18 protein-coding genes are annotated in these 18,974 nt (G+C 46.4%); 14 read left to right on the top strand and 4 right to left on the bottom strand.

Translation table 11 applies throughout. The features are described 5' to 3' along the window. Window positions 1-515 precede the first annotated feature (515 nt). The 13 genes from rho (at window position 516) to WCK19_RS08600 (ending at window position 13,274) form a co-directional block, all read left to right on the top strand. The gene (gene rho, locus WCK19_RS08660) at window positions 516-1,766 is read left to right on the top strand and encodes a transcription termination factor Rho (RefSeq protein ID WP_342396982.1); all 1,251 of its coding nucleotides are present in this window, start codon (window positions 516-518) and stop codon (window positions 1,764-1,766) included. Between the two features lie 4 nt (window positions 1,767-1,770). After that, window positions 1,771-2,316, top strand: coding sequence for a dTDP-4-dehydrorhamnose 3,5-epimerase (gene rfbC, locus WCK19_RS08655; RefSeq protein WP_342396981.1), 546 nt, complete (start codon window positions 1,771-1,773; stop codon window positions 2,314-2,316). Window positions 2,317-2,336: 20 nt separating this feature from the next. Next, window positions 2,337-3,002, top strand: coding sequence for a hemolysin III family protein (locus tag WCK19_RS08650; protein ID WP_342396980.1), 666 nt, complete (start codon window positions 2,337-2,339; stop codon window positions 3,000-3,002). Window positions 3,003-3,079: 77 nt separating this feature from the next. Continuing rightward, window positions 3,080-4,096, top strand: coding sequence for a phosphotransferase (locus WCK19_RS08645; RefSeq protein WP_342396979.1), 1,017 nt, complete (start codon window positions 3,080-3,082; stop codon window positions 4,094-4,096). A gap of 27 nt (window positions 4,097-4,123) precedes the next feature. Further along, window positions 4,124-4,495, top strand: coding sequence for a Rieske (2Fe-2S) protein (locus tag WCK19_RS08640; RefSeq protein WP_342396978.1), 372 nt, complete (start codon window positions 4,124-4,126; stop codon window positions 4,493-4,495). A gap of 118 nt (window positions 4,496-4,613) precedes the next feature. Next, window positions 4,614-5,534 (top strand): tRNA pseudouridine(55) synthase TruB, encoded by a 921-nt coding sequence (gene truB, locus WCK19_RS08635; protein WP_342396977.1) that lies wholly within the window; start codon window positions 4,614-4,616, stop codon window positions 5,532-5,534. A 35-nt stretch (window positions 5,535-5,569) separates the two neighbouring features. Continuing rightward, entirely contained in the window at window positions 5,570-6,517 is a 948-nt protein-coding gene (locus WCK19_RS08630; RefSeq protein ID WP_342396976.1) for a bifunctional riboflavin kinase/FAD synthetase, read from the top strand. 53 nt (window positions 6,518-6,570) lie between these two features. Next, window positions 6,571-8,094 (top strand): aldehyde dehydrogenase family protein, encoded by a 1,524-nt coding sequence (locus WCK19_RS08625; protein ID WP_342396975.1) that lies wholly within the window; start codon window positions 6,571-6,573, stop codon window positions 8,092-8,094. A 56-nt stretch (window positions 8,095-8,150) separates the two neighbouring features. Beyond that, window positions 8,151-8,816 carry a hypothetical protein gene (locus WCK19_RS08620; RefSeq protein WP_342396974.1) on the top strand — a complete coding sequence of 222 codons (666 nt, stop codon included), beginning with the start codon at window positions 8,151-8,153 and terminating at the stop codon, window positions 8,814-8,816. Continuing rightward, window positions 8,813-9,997 (top strand): class I SAM-dependent rRNA methyltransferase, encoded by a 1,185-nt coding sequence (locus tag WCK19_RS08615; protein WP_342396973.1) that lies wholly within the window; start codon window positions 8,813-8,815, stop codon window positions 9,995-9,997. The genes WCK19_RS08620 and WCK19_RS08615 overlap by 4 nt, the downstream gene beginning before the upstream one ends. A 174-nt stretch (window positions 9,998-10,171) precedes the next feature. Next, window positions 10,172-11,113 carry a CoA ester lyase gene (locus tag WCK19_RS08610; protein ID WP_342396972.1) on the top strand — a complete coding sequence of 314 codons (942 nt, stop codon included), beginning with the start codon at window positions 10,172-10,174 and terminating at the stop codon, window positions 11,111-11,113. A 293-nt stretch (window positions 11,114-11,406) separates the two neighbouring features. After that, the gene (locus WCK19_RS08605) at window positions 11,407-12,303 is read left to right on the top strand and encodes an NAD(P)-dependent oxidoreductase (protein WP_342396971.1); all 897 of its coding nucleotides are present in this window, start codon (window positions 11,407-11,409) and stop codon (window positions 12,301-12,303) included. A gap of 317 nt (window positions 12,304-12,620) precedes the next feature. Further along, the gene (locus WCK19_RS08600; protein ID WP_342396970.1) at window positions 12,621-13,274 is read left to right on the top strand and encodes a DUF4230 domain-containing protein; all 654 of its coding nucleotides are present in this window, start codon (window positions 12,621-12,623) and stop codon (window positions 13,272-13,274) included. Window positions 13,275-13,339: 65 nt separating this feature from the next. Here WCK19_RS08600 and WCK19_RS08595 read toward each other — a convergent pair whose 3' ends face one another. From WCK19_RS08595 to WCK19_RS08585, 3 genes are all read right to left on the bottom strand, one after another. Next, window positions 13,340-13,702, bottom strand: coding sequence for a hypothetical protein (locus WCK19_RS08595; RefSeq protein ID WP_342396969.1), 363 nt, complete (start codon window positions 13,700-13,702; stop codon window positions 13,340-13,342). Window positions 13,703-13,729: 27 nt separating this feature from the next. Then, window positions 13,730-14,863, bottom strand: a complete 1,134-nt coding sequence (locus tag WCK19_RS08590; RefSeq protein ID WP_342396968.1) for a LysM peptidoglycan-binding domain-containing protein — start codon at window positions 14,861-14,863, stop codon at window positions 13,730-13,732. Window positions 14,864-15,229: 366 nt separating this feature from the next. Next, window positions 15,230-16,345 carry a Crp/Fnr family transcriptional regulator gene (locus WCK19_RS08585; protein WP_342396967.1) on the bottom strand — a complete coding sequence of 372 codons (1,116 nt, stop codon included), beginning with the start codon at window positions 16,343-16,345 and terminating at the stop codon, window positions 15,230-15,232. Between the two features lie 470 nt (window positions 16,346-16,815). Between WCK19_RS08585 and chlG the strand changes: the two genes are divergently transcribed. After that, window positions 16,816-17,787 carry a chlorophyll synthase ChlG gene (gene chlG, locus WCK19_RS08580; RefSeq protein ID WP_342396966.1) on the top strand — a complete coding sequence of 324 codons (972 nt, stop codon included), beginning with the start codon at window positions 16,816-16,818 and terminating at the stop codon, window positions 17,785-17,787. A 50-nt stretch (window positions 17,788-17,837) separates the two neighbouring features. Here the strand turns inward: chlG and WCK19_RS08575 are convergent, their stop codons facing one another. After that, window positions 17,838-18,968: a glycosyltransferase family 4 protein gene (locus WCK19_RS08575; protein WP_342396965.1), complete on the bottom strand. Its 1,131-nt coding sequence runs from the start codon at window positions 18,966-18,968 to the stop codon at window positions 17,838-17,840. Between the last annotated feature and the right edge of the window lie 6 nt (window positions 18,969-18,974).

Genomic DNA, 18,974 nt, shown 5'->3' with positions numbered 1-18,974 from the left:
CCCTTTCCGATACCCGCTTGACGTATCCGTCAGGTTTAGTTATAATGAAAAAAGGTTGCGGGTGTTTCTCGTAATTTTGCCTCGGCTCATTCAATCGTACCTTCTGTTCACGGTTTCACAAATTCCAGAAAAACTAGTGTTGATTAAGAGCCAGCCCCAGAGAAACCCAATAAAAACTTGTTGCATAGCACATTTTCATTCCTTATTTACAATACCCGACGAATATTGAAAATAAATTTCCCTCTTACTAGGTTAGTAGCCTGATAAAAGTGTATAAGCTCATTTTAGATGTCTTCTGCGCCGTTAACAGCCTACTTAATCATAGCGAAAGCTAGAAATAATGGGTTATCCCACAGAACACACAAGTACCCGGTTAACATCAATGTTGCAGGTTAACCTGCTTCTAAGAGTGGGTCAATATAGATTATGTTAGATGTGATATGCATGAGTTGAAATTAGCGTGCATTTGTGCCACCCGCTAATCATGATATTTGATAATCTAGGAGTTTAATTTAGTGAACCTCGCAGAGTTAGAAACCAAAACAGTTGAAGACCTTCGTGATATGGCGCGTGAGCTTGGTATGAGCGGGTTCAGCGCGATGAAGAAGCAAGACCTGATATTGAAACTTATTCAGGCTCAGGCTGAACAACAAGGCAACATTTTTGCTGCCGGTATCCTTGAAACAATGGAAGATGGCTTTGGCTTTTTGCGCCAAGATCGTTATTTGCCCGGTCCTGACGATATTTATGTAAGCCAATCCCAAATACGGCGTTTCGGGTTGAGAACCGGTGATCGTGTATCCGGTCAGGTACGCCCGCCAAAGGATAATGAGAAATATTTTAGCCTTTTACGGGTGGAAGTAGTCAACGGGCTGGATCCAGAGGTGGCGCGTCGCCGCCCGAACTTTGACAGCCTAACCCCGATATTTCCGCGCCAGCTTATTGACCTTGAAACTGCGCCTAATATCCTTTCCACCCGTCTTTTGAATTTGGTAGCGCCTATCGGTCGGGGGCAGCGCGGTATGATTGTATCACCGCCCAAAGCTGGTAAAACGATGCTGCTAAAATCAATAGCCAACGGCATTACCGCCAACTACTCTGACATTCACCTGATGGTATTACTCATTGGTGAGCGCCCAGAAGAAGTTACCGATATGAAGCGGAGTGTAAACGGTGAGGTTATCAGCAGCACCTTTGACGAAGAAATTGATAACCACACTAAAGTGGCGGAAATGGCTTTGGAACGTGCCAAGCGTTTGGTAGAAGGTGGCAGGGATGTAGTCATCCTGCTGGATAGTATCACCCGTCTTGCTCGTGCTTATAACGTAGCGATGCCTCCTAGTGGTCGTACCCTTACCGGCGGTATTGACCCAGTAGCGCTCTATCCACCGAAGCGGTTTTTCGGCGCAGCCCGTAATATCGAAGAAGGCGGTAGTTTGACTATTATTGCTACTTGTTTGGTAGATACTGGCTCTCGTATGGACGATGTGATTTACGAAGAGTTTAAGGGAACTGGCAATATGGAATTGCACCTTGACCGCAAACTGGCAGAACGCCGTATCTATCCGTCTATTGACATACAACGCAGCAGCACCCGCCGCGAAGAATTGTTGCTTGACGAGCAATCGCTCAAGCAGGTCTGGACAATGCGCCGGATGGTGTCGGCTTTGGGTGGCACTGAAGGTATCGAACTGCTATTGCAGCGTATGGCTAAAACACACAATAACCCTGAGTTCCTTACTACTCTAACTAAGGATGTGCTTTAGAACTGTGACAACGCGAATTTTCACAACAACACTCCCCGGGTTGCTCAAGATACAACGTCCAGAGCAACCTTCGGAAGGTGAAAAAAACCCATTTGTGGAAATTGCTGACCTTGCTGAGCTTAGCCATCTTAGCGGTAAAACTTTCCAGACTCTCCAGATAAACCATTCACATTCTATACAGAATGTTTTGCGTGGATTGCATGCTGAGCATTGGGATAAAATTACTTGGATAGCGCGTGGGCGTGTTATGAGCGTCATTGTGGATATTCGCCCGGACTCGCCTACTTTTGGTAAATACGAGATTTTTGAATTGAGCGATGAAAATCGCTTGGCGCTTTACATCCCGGAAGGGTTTGCTAATTCCGCATATGCCATCACCGAAACGGATTATATGTATATGGTTTCCAAACTTTATGATGGCAGTGATACCTTTGCAATAGCGTGGGACGACCTAGACCTCGACATACCATGGCTCACCAAAACGCCGATAATCAGCGAGCGCGATAAGCATAATCCCCGGTTGCGAGAACTTTTCCCTGATAAGTTCTAATAAATAGTGGAGGTGCGGTTTTGCAAGAACGCGCTGAAAATCTTCTAAAGCCACTTCTCAGAGGGTGGTTTCATGCTTTTGCAGCGATTGCCTGGATTGGGGTAATTGTTTTTCTATGCTGGGAATCTAAGGAAGATTTGCCACGCTTGTTCAGTGTTCTGGTTTTCGGGGTCAGCACTTTTATACTATATTCCGTTAGCGCTATTTACCATATTTTTGATTGGCAAGGTATATGGAAAAAGATTTGGCGTACTTTTGATCATGCCAATATTTTTGTGCTAATTGCCGGTACCTATACCCCTATCTGTTTTAACGTGCTTTCCGGTTGGGTTCGCATTCTCACCTTGAGTTCAATCTGGTTGATGGCGTTGGCAGGTATAGTCATCTCAATTCTCGGAAATCGCATTTCAAGAAAAGTACGCACCGGATTTTATCTGAGTATGGGTTGGGTTTCGCTGCTAACTTTTCCCGCGCTAATCTCGGTATTGCCTTGGTATGCGGTTGCTTTCTTATTTCTTGGCGGCGCGTTATATACGGTTGGCGCGTTGGTTTATGCCCTACGCCGTCCTAATCCATTTCCCCGCTATTTTGGTTTCCACGAAATCTTTCACATATTTGTGATTGCGGGTGGCTTGGCATTTACCTTTTGTATTTACTTCTGGGTGTTGCCCTACCCACGCATTTGAAGTTGCTTTTATTCGCGGCATTGTCTAAAATAATTGGGATTAACAGTAGTTTTTTTCCACTGTGGTGACATGTACCTATGAATAGACCCAGTGACTCCAAAGTTCGTGAAACGGTAGCCATTCTTTTCACTGTTCAAAGTGAAGAATCGGGCGCACAGGGTATAGATACCCTACTCAAGAGTCGCACCCTTCTCCACCAAGGGTCTCTCTCGCGGGTTGAGCGTCTTGAGTTTCGCAACCCGGAATTGCCCAACTTGATTTTCAAAGCTATTTTACCTCCACTCGATACTGAATTATTAACATATCGGTATCTATTTGCTCAGAGCAACCGCTGGACTCCTCTGTTTTACGGTTCCTTTGAAGTGGGTAACGAAATCTGGCTTTTTCTGGAAGATTTAGGCGACCGCACTTTGAATAAGGAGCAAACTGTTGCAAATCTTTACCGGGCTATTTCCACTCTTGCTGATTTGCATGCCTCTTTTGAGTTACATGTTGCACGCGGTAAATTACCTTCTAAAGTAGATTTGCCCTATTATGACGCGGATAAATATCGTCAGAGTGCGGTTGCTGCGCTCAGCACCACCGAATTGCTGGTGAAACAAGGTAACTACCCGGCAGTGACTTCTCGCCATCTTGCCAAGCTTGATATAGTGGTTAGTGGCTATTCCAGAGTTGTAGATACTTTGGTACAATTGCCCCAAACGCTGGTACATGGTGAATTTGATGCCGACAATATTATACTTAGCGCACAGGATAGCCGAGTTGTAATATTGGATTGGTCAACTGCCTTTTTTGGGGCAGGTTTGCTAGATTTGATAGATATTACCAATTTTGCGGTTAATGCCTTTGGTAATGAGATGATGCCGAAGGTAACACAGGCTTACCTTCAAGCTTACCGCGCAATTAGTGGCACTCCCTATAGAGTGGACGATTTAGAACAAGCGTTGGTGAGCGCACAGATTGAAAAGAAAATGAGCCTGATTCGTTGGTTTAACCAATGCGGGTTGCATTATATTCCTTCCGGTCTGGTTGCCTATAATTTTTCGGTTTCAGGTTTGATTGATGAGCTTTTTGCGCTCTCTACTATTTTGTGATAGAAACCTGAGTTATTTATACAGATTATGGAAAATCCCGAAGATTTTGCTGAAGAATCTCACCCTTCCTCTGAACTCGTCAAAGTATGTTCATTAGCGGAATTGCCTCCCGGTACTCGTAAAGTAGTACCGCTTTCTATCGGCAATGTGTTGCTTTTGAATATTGAAGGCGAAATATTTGCGATTTCCAGTATTTGCCCCCACGCCGGGGGTCATTTTGAATATGGCTGTCTTGAAGGTTATACCATTGAATGTCCGCTTCATTACTGGCCCTTTGATGTACATAGCGGTACGTTGATAGGGATGAATCAGGTGAGCTTTCTTGACTACCAGCTTGATACCTATCCGGTGCAATTACACGATTCTCAGATTTATCTAAAGCTGGCACGTCACTCTTAAAATTTTGCGTTGGTTTTAATTACCCACCCCTTTGCTTTGCGCCACGCTTTCCCCCAATTTGTGCTAAAATTACGCCCGTGAATAACATAAAAGAAGGAATCAGACAAATGGGGCTGCAATGATTAGCGGCATCCTAAATATCTATAAAGAAGTCGGCATGACCAGCCATGATGTGGTGGCGGGGGTGCGCCGAATACTGCATGAAAAAAGAGTGGGACACGCCGGTACTCTTGACCCGGCAGCCGAGGGCGTTTTACCTGTTTGTGTTGGGCATGCTACCCGTGTGGTGGAATACCTAAGCGATTCCCGCAAAATATATTGTGCCGATTTAGTTCTTGGAATTGAAACCGATACCTACGATCGTGAAGGTATAATTCAGGCTATAGGCGAAGTGTCCGATTACAGCCTTGCAGAACTTGAACGGGTGTTGTCGAAATTTCGGGGAGCTATTATGCAGGTTCCGCCACTGTACTCTGCTATCAAGGTGGCAGGTCAGCCGTTATACAAAGCGGCAAGAGCAGGTAAAGGCGCAGATATTGAACTCGTTCCTCGCCCAGTAGAAATTTATGAATCCAGAATCACCCTGTGGGAATCACCTTGGCTGCGGTTGTGGGTAGAATGCGGTAAGGGAACCTATATACGCTCGTTGGTGTATGATATAGGTAAAGAACTGGGCTGTGGCGCGTATATGCAACATTTGGTAAGAGTCCAGAGCGGTGGGTTTCATATTAAGGATGCCATTACCCTCTCAGAGTTGGCAGCACGAGCTAAAGAAGGCAGCCTTGAAGAGGTACTTATGCATGCCGACCACGCTATAGGCACTTTTCCGGCAATCATAGTTGACCCGTACACCGCAGAAAAAATCCGGCAAGGGCGGAATTTGCCGCTGGAAGAAGATATGCCACCTGCACAATGGAAAGTGAATACAAAAGCCAACGCCGCTATGCTTCATCGCCGAGTCTATACTGATGAGGGTGACTTTCTGGCGTTATTGGAGCGCGAAGGACAGGAATGGCATCCTTCCAAAGTTTTTATCTAATTTTATAATCCGGTTTAAATTTGGAGGTTTTAGGCTTGGAGTTATTGAACGACCTGTACCAGTTAAAGCAGCGCAATGAAAAATTAATCATAACAATAGGTGCGTTTGACGGTGTACATGTAGCGCATCGCGCTCTAATCGCGGGTGCGGTAATGCGGACACGCGAACAAGGCGTGAAATCAGCAGTCATTAGCTTCAACCCACACCCTGATACCGTAGTGCGTCCTAACTTTCCCATGATTTATCTCACTACACTTGAGGATAAAGCCGAGCTTATCGCCGAATTAGGCACAGATTATCTAATTATCCAGCCTTTTACTCCAGATTTCATGCGACTTGCTCCCGAACAATTTGTGGATTGGCTGACTTCTCCTGCCAAAGTAACCGAAATTCATGTTGGAGAAGATTTTGTTTTCGGACACAAGGCTTCTGGAAATATTGTTAAGTTGCGCGAATTGGGTTCGCAACGTGGCTTCCATGTGCATAGCCTCGCCCCGCTAGAGGTGGGCAATGAGATAGTCAGTAGCACACGTATTCGCAAGCTTTTGTTGGAAGGCGCTGTTGATTATGCTTCCCGCTTGCTTGACCGTTTCCACAGCGTGCAAGGTATAGTTTTACATGGGGCGCAGCGCGGGCGAGTTATCGGTTTTCCGACTGCTAATATCGAAATCCCTTCAAATTTTGCCATTCCCGGCAATGGAGTTTATGCTACTATCGCTACTATCTTGGAAGGAGATAGGCGGCTAGAATTTCCTAGTGTCACCAATATTGGGGTGCGTCCCACCTTTGATAATGGCTCTCGTAGCATCGAAACCCACTTGTTGGATTTTTCAGATGACCTGTATGACAAGCATCTGAAAGTGCAGTTTGTCGCCAAATTAAGAGATGAGCGCAAGTTTTCTGGTATCGAGGAAATCCGCGCTCAACTCCAATTGGATGTGGCAAAGGGGCGTGAGGCGCTGGATGCACACGGGCATGGTTGATTCCCTGATGCTTAATTTGGAGCGAATGCAGTAATGTATTAGGAGTAAGTTTTATGTTGTACGAAGTTGTGCGAGAAGAAATCGGCTCGGCAGCCCGCCCCACTTTTCAGGTTTTGAACCCGGCAAACCGTGAGATACTTGCTGAGGTTGAAATTGATAGTCCTGTGGATGTAGCGCAGGCGGTAAAACGCGCCCGTGTTGCTCAGAAAGAATGGGCAACACTGAGTTTCAAAGAACGCGCAAATCGTTTACATGCTGCTCGTAAGCTTTTGCTGGAAAACAAGGCGCAGATGATAGAAACTATCGTGCTGGAAACCGGTAAGCCCGCGCCCGAAGTTTTGATCGAACTGCTCTATATTTGCGATATGATAGGCTATTATGGGCGCAAAGCCGAAAAATTCCTAGCAGACCGCAAAGTTTCTTTTCACCTGTTGAAGCATAAGGGCGGCGCTATTGTGTATCACCCTTACGGAGTAGTGGGAAATATTTCCCCATGGAACTTTCCGCTGTTGCTTTCCTTCGGTGATGCCATAGCCGCGTTGATGGCAGGTAACGCGGTAGTGATAAAACCTAGCGAGTTTTCGCCACTCTGCGCCCACTTGATGATGGATTTCTGCCACAAAGCCGGAGTCCCCCGTGATGTGTTACAAATCGTCAATGGGATGGCAGACACCGCAGGCGCGTTAATTGATGAAGCCGACCTAATTTCGTTTACCGGCAGCGTGCCTACCGGCAAAAAGGTAATGGAGCGTGCTTCTCGTACCCTTACGCCTGTGTTGCTGGAATTGGGCGGAAAAGACCCTATGATAGTGTTGCAAGATGCGAATTTGGAACGGGCAGTAAATGGCGCTATTAACGGGGCTTTGTTTAATTCCGGTCAGATGTGTATCTCGGTGGAACGGGCTTATGTAGAAGCGCCCATCTATGACAGTTTTGTGCAAAAAGTAGTGGAGCAAGTGCAAAAATTGCGGGTAGGGGTGGAGACACGCAGCGGGGATAGCATAGATATAGGACCCTTGATGTCTGAACGCCAGTTAGCTATCGTGGAAAGACAGGTGGAGGATGCCCGCGCTAGAGGCGCAAAGATACTGACGGGCGGGCGGAGGCGCGAAGATTTAGGCGGCTATTTCTATGAGCCTACTGTGATTACCGATGTCACGGATGATATGCTTCTGCTGCAGGAAGAAACTTTTGGACCTGTGCTGCCTATTATCAAGGTTAAAAATGCGGAAGAGGCTTTGCGACTTTCCAATGACAGCGAGTATGGACTCAGCAGCAGCATCTGGACTTCCAACAAAGTGCGTGGTATGGCGTTGGCTCGCCGGATTGCAGCAGGCTCAACCTGTATAAATGATGTGGCAATAAACTATGCCATCCCCGAATTGCCGATGGGTGCAATCAAGCAAAGCGGTTTTGGCTATCGGCATGGTGCGGAGGATGGCATCCGAATGTTTTGCCGGGTGCAGGGCATTTTGTCCGACAGAGTTGGAATGAAGCGCGAATTACACTGGTTTCCCTACAACCGCCGCAGTGAGAAGTTAGTAGGCAAAATGCTGGATTTATTATTCAAGCGATAATCAAACAAGGGTAGGCGATTTTAAACCTGCCATCATATCTTTAACAATTGGAAGTGATGACGATTACCGATAAAAACATGAACTTAGCAGGATTCCGGGAAATCAAGTTACCAGCGGGCGATTCTGCAAAACCTTTCTTTTCGTTTGACCTTGATGGAGTAATAGGTACTCCACTGCTTGGGCTGGATTGGACTTTGAGTCGCAAGCTAACCGATGATGAAATCGGTGTGGTGCGTCGGTTAGATGCGCCCGTTTCTGGTTTGCCCGGTAGGGTTTCACTCAAATTCAAGGATTTAACCCAACAATTGCGTTATTTTGGGCGCAGACCCATGCCCGGAGCGCGGGCGGGAATCGCCGAAGTGTCTAAACATCGTAACCTGATAATAATTACCGGGCGCAGTTATCTGGCACGCAAAATCGTGCAAGCGTGGCTAAAACGCTATGAACTGGATAAGTATATTCTGGATGTTTTTGCCAATTATACCGACCAATCCACTCGCAAGTACAAACTTCATCTGCTCCGCCAGTTTGAAATTAATGAACATGCTGATGACGATGGCGGCATTGTGTATTATCTGGCGAAATGTGGAGTCTCCCATGTCTATTTGCGGGATTGGCGGCGTAACGCTGGTTTGCCTTATCCCTCCAATGTGGTACGCTTCACCCAAATTTCCGAGATTGCCCGTGATATTGAGAGTCGCGTTAGGCAGCAAGCTTTATGAGCAGACTATTTGAGGTAACGCTACCCGCTAATCTGCGCCAAAAGTTAGCTCAAGGGCATCCGTGGGTCTATCGTGAAGCCATTACTCAGGATGTAAAATTACCAAGCGGGGCATGGGTCAAGGTACGTTGCGGCAATTTCTCCGCCTTTGGATTGTGGGATAATTCTAGCGCGATTGCAGTTCGCATCTTTTCTCAGCAACAAGTACCGGATGCAGAGTGGCTACAAGCGCGAGTACAGGAAGCATGGGAGAACCGCGCCCCAATTCGTGAACGCCAACAAACTACCGCTTATCGCTGGCTATTCGGTGAAGGTGACGGCTTGCCGGGTATAACGGTTGACCTGTACGGGCAATTTGCCGTAATACAGACCTATGCCGAAAGCCTCGAAACCCTCAAGCCCCTGCTAATCGAAGCCCTATGCAAGACTACCAAGCTCAAGGGAATATTGGAACGGAGGCGCGGTGAAGGTGACGAAGAAAGCCCGGTCAAATCTCGGTTGGTGTGGGGGAATATGCCACCCCGCAACTTGGTAATTACCGAACATGGGCTGCGTTTCCGTGCCAATCTTTTTGAAGGTCAAAAAACAGGGTTGTTTCTTGACCACCGCGAGAACCGCCGTTTTATGCAGGATTGGTGTTCTGGCAAAAGAGCGCTAAATTTGTTTAGCTATACCGGGGCGTTTTCGGTATATGCGGCGCGAGGCGGCGCTACCAAAGTGGTCAGTTGCGATATTGCGGCTGCTGCCTCTGCTGATGCTCGCCAAAACTTTGAGCTAAATGGCTTTGACGCATGGGAGCATGAGTTCCTTTCCGAAGATTGCTTTGAATTGCTGACTCGCTATGTGGCGGAAGGTCAGAAATTTGATATTGTGATTCTCGACCCACCTAGTTTTGCCCACAACCGCAAGAATGTATTTGCTGCCTTGCGCGGTTACGAGAAGCTGAACCGCCTCGCGCTGCAATGTATTGCGCCCGGCGGATTGCTGGCTACCGCTAGTTGTACCGCTTATGTCAGTCCCGATATGTTCCGCGATATGCTGGCGCAAGCCGCGATGACTGCCGGAAAACGTTTGTTATTGCAGCATGATGCCGGGCAGCCTCTTGACCATCCCGTCCCCGTCCATTTTATGGAAGGACGCTATCTTAAATTCGTTCTCGCCCGTGTGCTGGACATCCCATGAAAATTGCGAATTAACAATTCTCAAATGGCTAGGTTATATTTCGCATCATAAAATATAATCTAGTTATTATTTTGCACCCTGAAAATATAACGATACGATTTGAAACGCAAAGTTGTGAGGTGTAATATAGTGGTATCCCATAGGCATGCTTAAAAATTTATCAGGAGGAAGCTTGTGAACGTAAGCGCCCACACTAGAATAGATGCTCGCCTTGAACGCTCTATTTTGATAGTTCCGGCTGCCAATTTCAGGATAATTGAAAAAGCCGTTGCCAGTGCTGCCGATGCGGTTTGTATTGATTTAGAAGATTCGGTTGCACCTAGCGAAAAGGAAGCCAGCCGCGTCAATGTGGTCAAAGCCTTGCGCGAACTGGATTGGGGCAAAAAGCTTCGCCTGTATCGCATCAATGGGCTGGATACTTATTTTGCCTACCGCGATTTAATCGAAGTGGTGGAAGCGTCAGGCGATAAGCTCGATTTGGTGATGGTTCCAAAAGTGAATCGCCCAGAAGATGTATATGTGGTGGAAACGCTGCTTTCCCAGATTGAAGCCTACAAAGGGTTTGCAAACCGAATCGGGATTGAGGCGCAGATTGAAACCGCGTTGGGTTTGGTAAATGTAAAAGAGATTGCCAAATCTTCCGAGCGTCTCGAAACCCTGATTTACGGTCCGGGCGATTATGCTGCTTCGGTGCAGATGCCAATGGATAACATCGGTGAACTGGACGAGAACGACAAGCTTTATCCCGGTCATCGCTGGCACTATGTGATGCATGCAATTGTCTCGGCGGCGCGTGCTTACGAATTGCGCTGCATGGATGGACCCTTCGCCGGGATTAAAGACCCGGAAGGTTATCTGCACTCTTGCCGGGTTGCTCGCTCAATGGGTTTTGATGGCAAATGGTGTATCCATCCTAGCCAGATAGAGGCGACCAACAAAGTGTTTTCACCACCCGAAAAAGATATTCAGTGGGCGCAAACGGTGATGAACGAATACGAGAAGGCGTTGACGGAAGGGCGCGGCGCAATCACGGTGAGCGGAAAAATGGTGGATGCCGCTTCGTTGAGGGTGGCACGCAACATAGTGGAAAAAGCTAAAATCGCAGGTTTGTTTTAAGCGGTTAGCGCAAAAGAGGGCTTATATGGCAATTGTTGAGGAAACAAATCGGGAGAAGTTGGCACGTGACCTCATGCAAATCGTGGGGGAGCGCGGTGTGCTACGACCTAAAACTATATGAATATGACGGCTCTATTGACCGCCGATATTGTGGTGGCAAGCAATCCCGATTGTGCTATTCAAAGCAGTTAGGGCTTGCGTGAGGACGGTCAGAAAGCCAAAGTATTACATCTTGCCGAATTGCTGGAACGTGCTTATAAAGTTGGAGAATAAAATTAAAAGGGGAGAGAAAAATGTCTGATATTAAAAAAGTGGGGTTTATTGGACTGGGCGCGATGGGTCGCCCGATGGCAGAGCAACTGATAACTAAGGGATTTGAAACTTATATAGTAGCGCACCGCAACCGCAAACCTTTGGAAGAGTTGCTTGCGTTGGGGGCGAAAGAAGCCGCGAATGCGTCTGACCTAGCGGGTAAAGTCGAAGTTATTGTGACAATGGTTCCAGATGCGCCCGAAGTCGAGGAAGCTTGCTTTGGAGCTAATGGGATAGTGGAAGGGTCGCAATCCGGCTTGCTGGTAATTGATATGAGTACAATTTCTCCGGTCGCCAGCCAGAAAATCGCGGCGCGTTTGAAGGAGAAAGGCATTGATTTTATAGATGCTCCGGTTAGCGGTGGTCCTTTCCGCGCCGCCTCCGGCACATTGGCGATTATGGCGGGCGCAGATGAGGCTGTTTTTGAGCGTGGCAAGCCTGTACTGAGCGCGATGGGTTCTCCGGTGCGAGTCGGTCCACAGGGTATGGGCGAAACCGTAAAGCTAGTAAATCAGATTATCATTTCCCTTAATACAATGGCTTTGGTAGAGGGCTTTGCCTTTGGGGTAAAGGCGGGCGCAGACCCTCACATGTTGCGCGAGGTGCTTTTAAACGCTACCAGCGCCTCTTACCTGATGGACAAATGGATTCCCAATAATTTGCTTAAGGGCGATTTTACCACCGGCTTTGCCACCGAACTGCTATACAAGGATTTGAACGCGGCGCTTGGCGCGGGTAAAGAAATGGGCGTACCGATGATGGGTACAGCGTTGGTGCAGCAACTTTTCGGTATCCTGAAAGCTACCGGGCATAACCGCGATGATTACACCGTACTTTCAAAGCTCTACACCGATGTCACCGGGAAACCGATTGCGTAAAAACCTTCCAATATTTCCCCCCTTTCCGAACTGGATAGGGGGGATTTTATCACAGAACATTCATGCTATTCTTTTAACTTTTCTCTGTTATAATATTTGGTAATATCTATATTTAGCACAAATTTTATTCGATGTAATCGGTCTCATTTTGTAGCATATGAGGAGATAAGAAGATGGGGCGTATCATACTTTACGGGTTTATTATAATAGCTATTCTTATAATTATCGGTATGTTTATTACTTTTATCGCGAATAACACCGCCCAAACCGTAATCAAATGAACCTTGCACATCGTCAAAGTACAGGAGAAAGAAATAATGGGTAAAAGCTCAGGCAGTTTTTTTGCCAAGCTGCTAGTTGTGTTGGTTATCGCTACTGTGGGGATTGTTGGCTATCTGTACTCTAACTCCTTTGTCAGCAAGAGCGTGGTTAATACGCCCAATCCAATACTGGTAGGGAATATCACCCGTGAGTACAAACTGATAACGGCGCAAGTAACAGGTTCTACTACGGTAGAGGGCGAAAGCAAAAGCTGGGTGCCTTTTTCTACCGAAAAATGGAGTTATCAGATGGTGATGACTGTGACCGCCGGGATTGATATGACCAAATTGCTCGATACCGATATTAGAACCGATATGGAGAACCTGACGGTAACAATACGCTTGCCTGTTCCAGAAGTTCTAACCAAAGAGAAAGGCGGTTGGGTTGTCAGCAAAGATTCGCAGATAGCTAGTGGATTTAGCTCGGACAAGAATATTGTGGATAAGATGCAGGCTACGGGCGAGCAGAAAATACTAGACGGGATTTTGAAGGAAGGGAAGTTGTTTCGAGAGGCGCGGCTGAACGCCGAAATTCAGTTACGTAATCTTATTCTCCAATTGGGTTATCGGCAGGTCAAGTTTGAGTATGCCGATCAGCCCACCGTAATTCCAATTACGCCAACTTCAAGCCTGACCGCGCCTCCAAGATAACATGAATCAACCCCCTTCTCTGAATCGGGAAGGGGGTTTTGATTTCTAAGGGTGGTCAAAGGTTGTTAGAAATTCTCGTTCAAACGCTGCGTAGCTCGGCGAACTTCTAGGCGAGCGCGTCCTAAATTTCCTCCGCTCGTAAGCACAAATACCAACAAGTTATCGGCATCTACGCTCGAAATGAGATAGCTTAAATTATCGGCGCTAAGTATAATTTCACGCGCTTTTCCAGCTTTTAGGATACCGAGAGTGCGGTTGATGTTGCTAACCATCCCTGCGATTTCAACCTCCACTTCCTCTGCATCAATTCCTTCTACGCCTTCTGCCAGTATCGTATCTACGCCTATTCCATCCAGACCTACCAGACTGACAGCAACGCTGCCATCTACGTTCTGAATTGCCTCTGCTAGAATTTCCTGGAACGTCATTTGCTCAAGACCCCCTTTTAGGTAAAATTAGTAATGAATATTAACTTGAGTACCCATTGGCGCCCAATTGTAAATCCACTGTGATGCCGGGGTAGGTAGGTTAACACATCCATGGCTCATCGGATGACCGAAATTGTTGTGCCAGTAAGTGCCATGAATGGCATATGCTTGGTAGAAATACATCACGTAAGGCACATTTGGCAGGTAGTAGTAGCTTGAGCCACCCCCGCCAGTCATCAATTGTGATTGATATTTCACATAGACTTGGAAAGTACCAACCGGTGTATCAAGTCCCGTCACTCCGGTGCTAACTAGCGAACTGAAAACTGCCTTATCACCTTCATAAGCAACTAACCGTTGCTGGCTAAGATTTACATCAATCCATTTACCATCTGAAAGCGGGTTAACGCTGTTTGCCGCTTCAGGGGTTTTGGTGGGTGCTGGCGCACCTCCCTGACCTCCCTGTGCGCTGGGTATAATTAGTTCTTGCCCAACGTTAATGACATTGGGGTTTGCGAGGTTGTTCGCCTGTACAATGTCCGATACATTAACGTGGTAATAAGCGGCAATTGAGGAGAGCGTCTCCCCCGCTACTACAGTATGTTTGACACTCGCTGTAGAGGCTTTTGTGCTGGCAGGAGTTTCGGTAGTTGCAACCGTAGTGGTTAGTAAGGTTGTTGGAACAGGAGTAGTAGGCGTTGGCACTGAGGTAGGTTGTGGTTTGGGCGCAGCGGCTTTTCCCGGTATTCGGATTGTTTGCCCGATATATAGGTAGCTCATCACAGACAGGTTGTTGGCGCTGGCTAGTTGCGAAAGGCTGACTCCGAACTTGTTAGCCACAGAAGTTAGGCTATCACCCGCTTGTACAATATAGGCTTCATCACCCGTAGTTTGTGAAGCGCTAGAAGTCGCGCTATCGGTTTGCCCATGTGTGGGGATTTTTAGCTCTTGCCCGGCATAGATATTATTTACGTTTGAAATACCGTTTGCCTGTGCAATTTCGCTAACGGTTACATTGAAGCGGACTGCAATATCGCTTAGTGTATCACCCCGTTGCACCCGGTAGGTTGAATCTGCCGCTTGTGCTGGAGCCGCCAAAAGCGCTAGAAAACAAGCAGATAAAAGCGCCATAATTAATAGCGCTGAGATTCGGTGGCGCATGTGCCTTATGCTCCTTCGGTCTTTAAAATGCGTGTCTTTCCCCACACTGTATTTAAATTTAACGTACCGGCTTGCCTATTTTTCATGGCTTTCCGGGCAAACCTGAAGTTGTGCGATATAGTTTTACATAATTCTATATGTAAATTATAGCACCATTTTTTTACTTGACAATAACCTGTATTGACTCTTTATTTAAGAAAGTGGCATGTTAAGCAATGGTTTCGCTCAGAAACTTGCATTTTTTATGTGATTTATTTGTCGAGTAGTTACAAAATTTCTGAAATTAGCGCGTGAAGTTTTGTCAGATAAAAAAAGAAGGGCAATTATAACCCTTCTTAAAAAGAATTTCAGCTTTCAGGATTACTGTTAGGCAACAAGTTCCTGTAAGGCGCGTTTATCCAAAATCTGGATTGTACGATTTTGGACGTTGATAAGTTTCTTACGCTGTAGCTCAAGCAATTTGCGTGTAACGGTAACGCGGTTGCTGCCTATCATATCGGCAAGTTCTTGATGGGTCAACCCAAGCTCGATTACAACCGAGTTTTGGTTTTCAACCCCAAATTCAGTAGCTAATTTAAGAAGGATATTTACCAACCTCAGACTTACATCCCTGCCGAGCAAACCTTCAATTAGGATTTGGCTTTGGGAAAGCTGTTGCGAAAAACTGTAAATTATTCTGCTGGCGAGGGTGGGGGACTGTTCCATCAAGGTGTCCAAGGCACTTTCTTGAATGCAAGCCACAATTGAGTCGCTCATTGCTTCAGCATACACATCATGGAAATAGCTGTTCTGGTTGCTGGATTGTGCAAAAACGTCATTCAAGCTCAAGATTGATAGCGTGATAGCCCGACCGTCTGGTAGGATTTCATATAACCGGACTCGTCCCATCATTACAAAATAAAGGATTGCGCGATTATCTCCCGGCTGGAAAATTTTCTGGCTTTCAGAGTAGCGTACCAAACGGAAGGCATGCACGCTTTTGACCAATTCTTGCAAACTGCTACGTTCGAGACGCAAGCGGCGCGACTCGGCGCTTTCCGCAGCCAGTTCATCTTGGATAATCCGATTTTCGTCAATAAACCCATTAAGGATTGCGCCTTCAGCGCGAGAACGTAGAGTATTGAATCTTTCGGTTATGGGTTTTAATAATCCGGGGTTTTGTTCAACCATGTGGGTGTTACTGATGATGTCCCACATCATGTTCATCATTGTGGACATCTGACCGACCACTGCCTCAATACGGGTGGAAGCGCGTGCTTGCAGCCTACCTTCTTTTTCAAGAATAATAAGGTATTCATCATAGCGAGCTGTTCTTAGCGCACGAATTAGCTGTTCCCAAAGGGACATATGCCTTTTACGGACATCTGCGTCGAACTTGGCTACTTCAAACCCGTATCCACGTTGGTCAATCAGCGAAGCCCATTTCTTTCGAAAGATAGGCTTTGCCTCGGCTAAAGCACGTGACAATTCCTCAGCTACCATAGCTATCCCTTTCCGGCTAATTTCTTAAGTGTGATGGGCAACTCTAAATAAAGAACTCTTTTTTGGCTGGAGTCCCATTATTTTTTAACAGCAATAGCATGTATTATTTGGGAAAATGTGGGACCTTAGAGTAGGTTAATAGTAGCAAAAAATCCCACCCTCAAATACAACAATCATAAGCTAACAAGCTATGGCTGGCGCCCGACATAAGGTTAGGTTGTTCGTTATTTTTTTATGATAAACAGCCGAAATCTTATGCGTATTATAAACAAACCTTGAAAAAAAGGCAAGAAAGTTAAGGTTAAGATTCGAATTCATCAAAGTATTCAAGGTTGAGGGAATATGAAGGGTAGTGTAAACTACTGCTATGCAGTTTCGTTTCTGCTTGAATCAATTAAGTTGTATTATCATAACCACATACTCCACACATTGTACCATCCACCGGACGCAAGTAATGAAAGAAGGAAAAAATGTCGCTCAATCCCGATAACCGGCAAGGATATAGAGCTAGAATCAGCACAACAGGTGATTTGGTTCCGAATACCGTCAGTTTTAAAACTAGGTTGGGCTATAGCATTGGGATTATGAAGCCGGTTACATGGTTTGCGCCAATGTGGGCTTTTCTTTGCGGCGGTGTGGGTGTTAGCATGGATTGGGGCAAAGCTGAGAATATTTTTAAATTAGTTCTGGGTATTTTCCTTTCCGGTCCGGTTTTGTGTGGTTTATCGCAAGTGCTAAACGATTGGTTTGATCGTGAGGTGGACGCGATAAACGAGCCACAACGGCTGATTCCATCCGGCAAAGTAGGCGGCGGGCATGTGTTGGTAGAAACGCTGGTACTTTCCATTCTCGGTGTAGCAATTCCAATGTATTTGGGTACCCCTGTTATGATACTGACTGCTTTGGGTTTTATCCTAGCTCTCAGTTACAGTATTCACCCTATCCGCGCAAAACGTAACGGTTGGATTGGCAATGCGCTGGTAGCCTTAAGTTATGAAGGCTTACCGTGGTTAGCAGGCTCTACGACCTTTGGCGCAAACGGGGCTGGCGGTTGGTCTTCTATTACTTCATTGGGTTTGGCTGCCGCAATGTTTTATAGTCTTGGCGCTCACGGTATTATGACCATTAACGATTTCAAAAGCATCAAGGGCGATACTCAAATGGGTATCAAAACTATTCCGGTGCAACATGGTCCACGTGCTGCTGCTTGGATTGCGATTGTTATTATGAACATTTCTCAAGTTGCTGTTATCACGCTGCTTGTTCTAAGTGGAAAGTGGGTCAACGCTGGAATTGTAGCCGTACTATTGGTAGGGCAATTCCCACTTCAGCGTAAATTCCTAAATGACCCGAAGGGTAAAGCAATTTGGTATAACACCACCGGCACCACTATGTATGTGTATGGTATGCTTTTTACCGCCATAGGTATAGGGATAAATTAGAAAAAGAATTTTAGGCACCACCTCTCCATTTCAGAGAGGTGGTTTTTTTATTATACGGGGAGAAGCGATTCAAAACCGGCTATGATTTCGCATAACTCTAACAATTTGCGGCTATTTTGGAGAGCGTTATGCTCGGTTTTAGCCAGCGCAAGGCTACGCTCGCCCATTTGCAGGCGCAAAATTGGGTTTTCCAATAACCTTATCAAAGCTGTTGAGAGTGCTGCTGCATCCCTCGGTTTTATCAAGAATCCGTTTTCACCTTCTAGGACTGCCTCATCAATCGCACCAACGCGGGTAGAGATTACGGGTAGGGCAGAAGCCAACGCCTCGCCTATAACTACCGGGAGACAATCGCCTTCGGTGGGTAGCGCAAATATATCCGCCTGTTTGTAAAGTTTCTGCATTTCCGGGCTATTTGCGGCAATACCATGATGCACGAATAACCCAAGTTTTGGCTCATTCGAGATTTCGGCTTTTGTTACCAAATGCAATTCAGCTTTCAGCCCCCGACTTTTTATTATCTCACGGTAAGTTTGCAACAAGAGTTTGCCGCCTTTGCGCTCGAAATCGCCTCCTACAAACAGGATACGTACAGGGTCAGCATTGCTTTTTACGCGCCGCGCTTGCCATTCTTGGTCGCGCAATTGCCAGAGTTGAAGGTCTGTACCGGGTCGGATAACTTCAATTTTATCTGGCGCGATACCATAATCTTCCACCAGCGATTTTTTGACCCAATGCGACCACGTGACCAACGCTTTGGCGGCGCGATAGGAACGCCGGTGCATTGCCAATTTCATTTCTTCGCTCAGGCGATTGCCCTGCTTGTGGTTGTAGGCTTGCCCAACAGAGTCCAGATTCTTGGGAGTGGCATCGAGCGAGATAATCGTTGGAATCCCTTTTGTTTTATCAATTGAGAAAACAGTGAGGGTAGCGGTATGGAAGAAGAAAAGGTCAGGCTTATAATTTAGCCTTGATATAGCTCTACGAGCTTTTAGCCCTGCGCGTATTGTCCAGTTACGCAACACCGGAAGCTGTTCCAAGCGCGATGTTGGCGGATAATTTACATCAAGCCATTCTATTTTTACTCCGGTTTCATTGCGGTAAGCATTTTTCAGATTCGAGGCATGTACCGCATTACCGAGAGTTTGCTCCATTACGAACGCAAATCTTTTTGGTTCCATTGTTAC

The organism is Candidatus Chlorohelix sp., assembly GCF_037138995.1.
Lineage (GTDB): Bacteria > Chloroflexota > Chloroflexia > Chloroheliales > Chloroheliaceae > Chlorohelix.
Note: the sequence above shows the minus strand (reverse complement) of the source record. Positions and strands in the feature narration are given on the sequence as shown.

What these genes read in the sequence shown, in the direction of transcription:
- chlG (WP_342396966.1), top strand. Translation starts at nt 16,816, where the DNA reads ATGTCGCTCAATCCCGATAACCGGCAAGGATATAGAGCTAGAATCAGC.
- WCK19_RS08595 (WP_342396969.1), bottom strand. Translation starts at nt 13,702, where the DNA reads ATGACGTTCCAGGAAATTCTAGCAGAGGCAATTCAGAACGTAGATGGC.
- WCK19_RS08640 (WP_342396978.1), top strand. Translation starts at nt 4,124, where the DNA reads ATGGAAAATCCCGAAGATTTTGCTGAAGAATCTCACCCTTCCTCTGAA.
- truB (WP_342396977.1), top strand. Translation starts at nt 4,614, where the DNA reads ATGATTAGCGGCATCCTAAATATCTATAAAGAAGTCGGCATGACCAGC.
- WCK19_RS08625 (WP_342396975.1), top strand. Translation starts at nt 6,571, where the DNA reads ATGTTGTACGAAGTTGTGCGAGAAGAAATCGGCTCGGCAGCCCGCCCC.
- WCK19_RS08600 (WP_342396970.1), top strand. Translation starts at nt 12,621, where the DNA reads ATGGGTAAAAGCTCAGGCAGTTTTTTTGCCAAGCTGCTAGTTGTGTTG.
- WCK19_RS08645 (WP_342396979.1), top strand. Translation starts at nt 3,080, where the DNA reads ATGAATAGACCCAGTGACTCCAAAGTTCGTGAAACGGTAGCCATTCTT.
- WCK19_RS08575 (WP_342396965.1), bottom strand. Translation starts at nt 18,968, where the DNA reads ATGGAACCAAAAAGATTTGCGTTCGTAATGGAGCAAACTCTCGGTAAT.
- WCK19_RS08620 (WP_342396974.1), top strand. Translation starts at nt 8,151, where the DNA reads ATGACGATTACCGATAAAAACATGAACTTAGCAGGATTCCGGGAAATC.
- WCK19_RS08605 (WP_342396971.1), top strand. Translation starts at nt 11,407, where the DNA reads ATGTCTGATATTAAAAAAGTGGGGTTTATTGGACTGGGCGCGATGGGT.
- WCK19_RS08585 (WP_342396967.1), bottom strand. Translation starts at nt 16,345, where the DNA reads ATGGTAGCTGAGGAATTGTCACGTGCTTTAGCCGAGGCAAAGCCTATC.
- WCK19_RS08615 (WP_342396973.1), top strand. Translation starts at nt 8,813, where the DNA reads ATGAGCAGACTATTTGAGGTAACGCTACCCGCTAATCTGCGCCAAAAG.
- WCK19_RS08590 (WP_342396968.1), bottom strand. Translation starts at nt 14,863, where the DNA reads ATGCGCCACCGAATCTCAGCGCTATTAATTATGGCGCTTTTATCTGCT.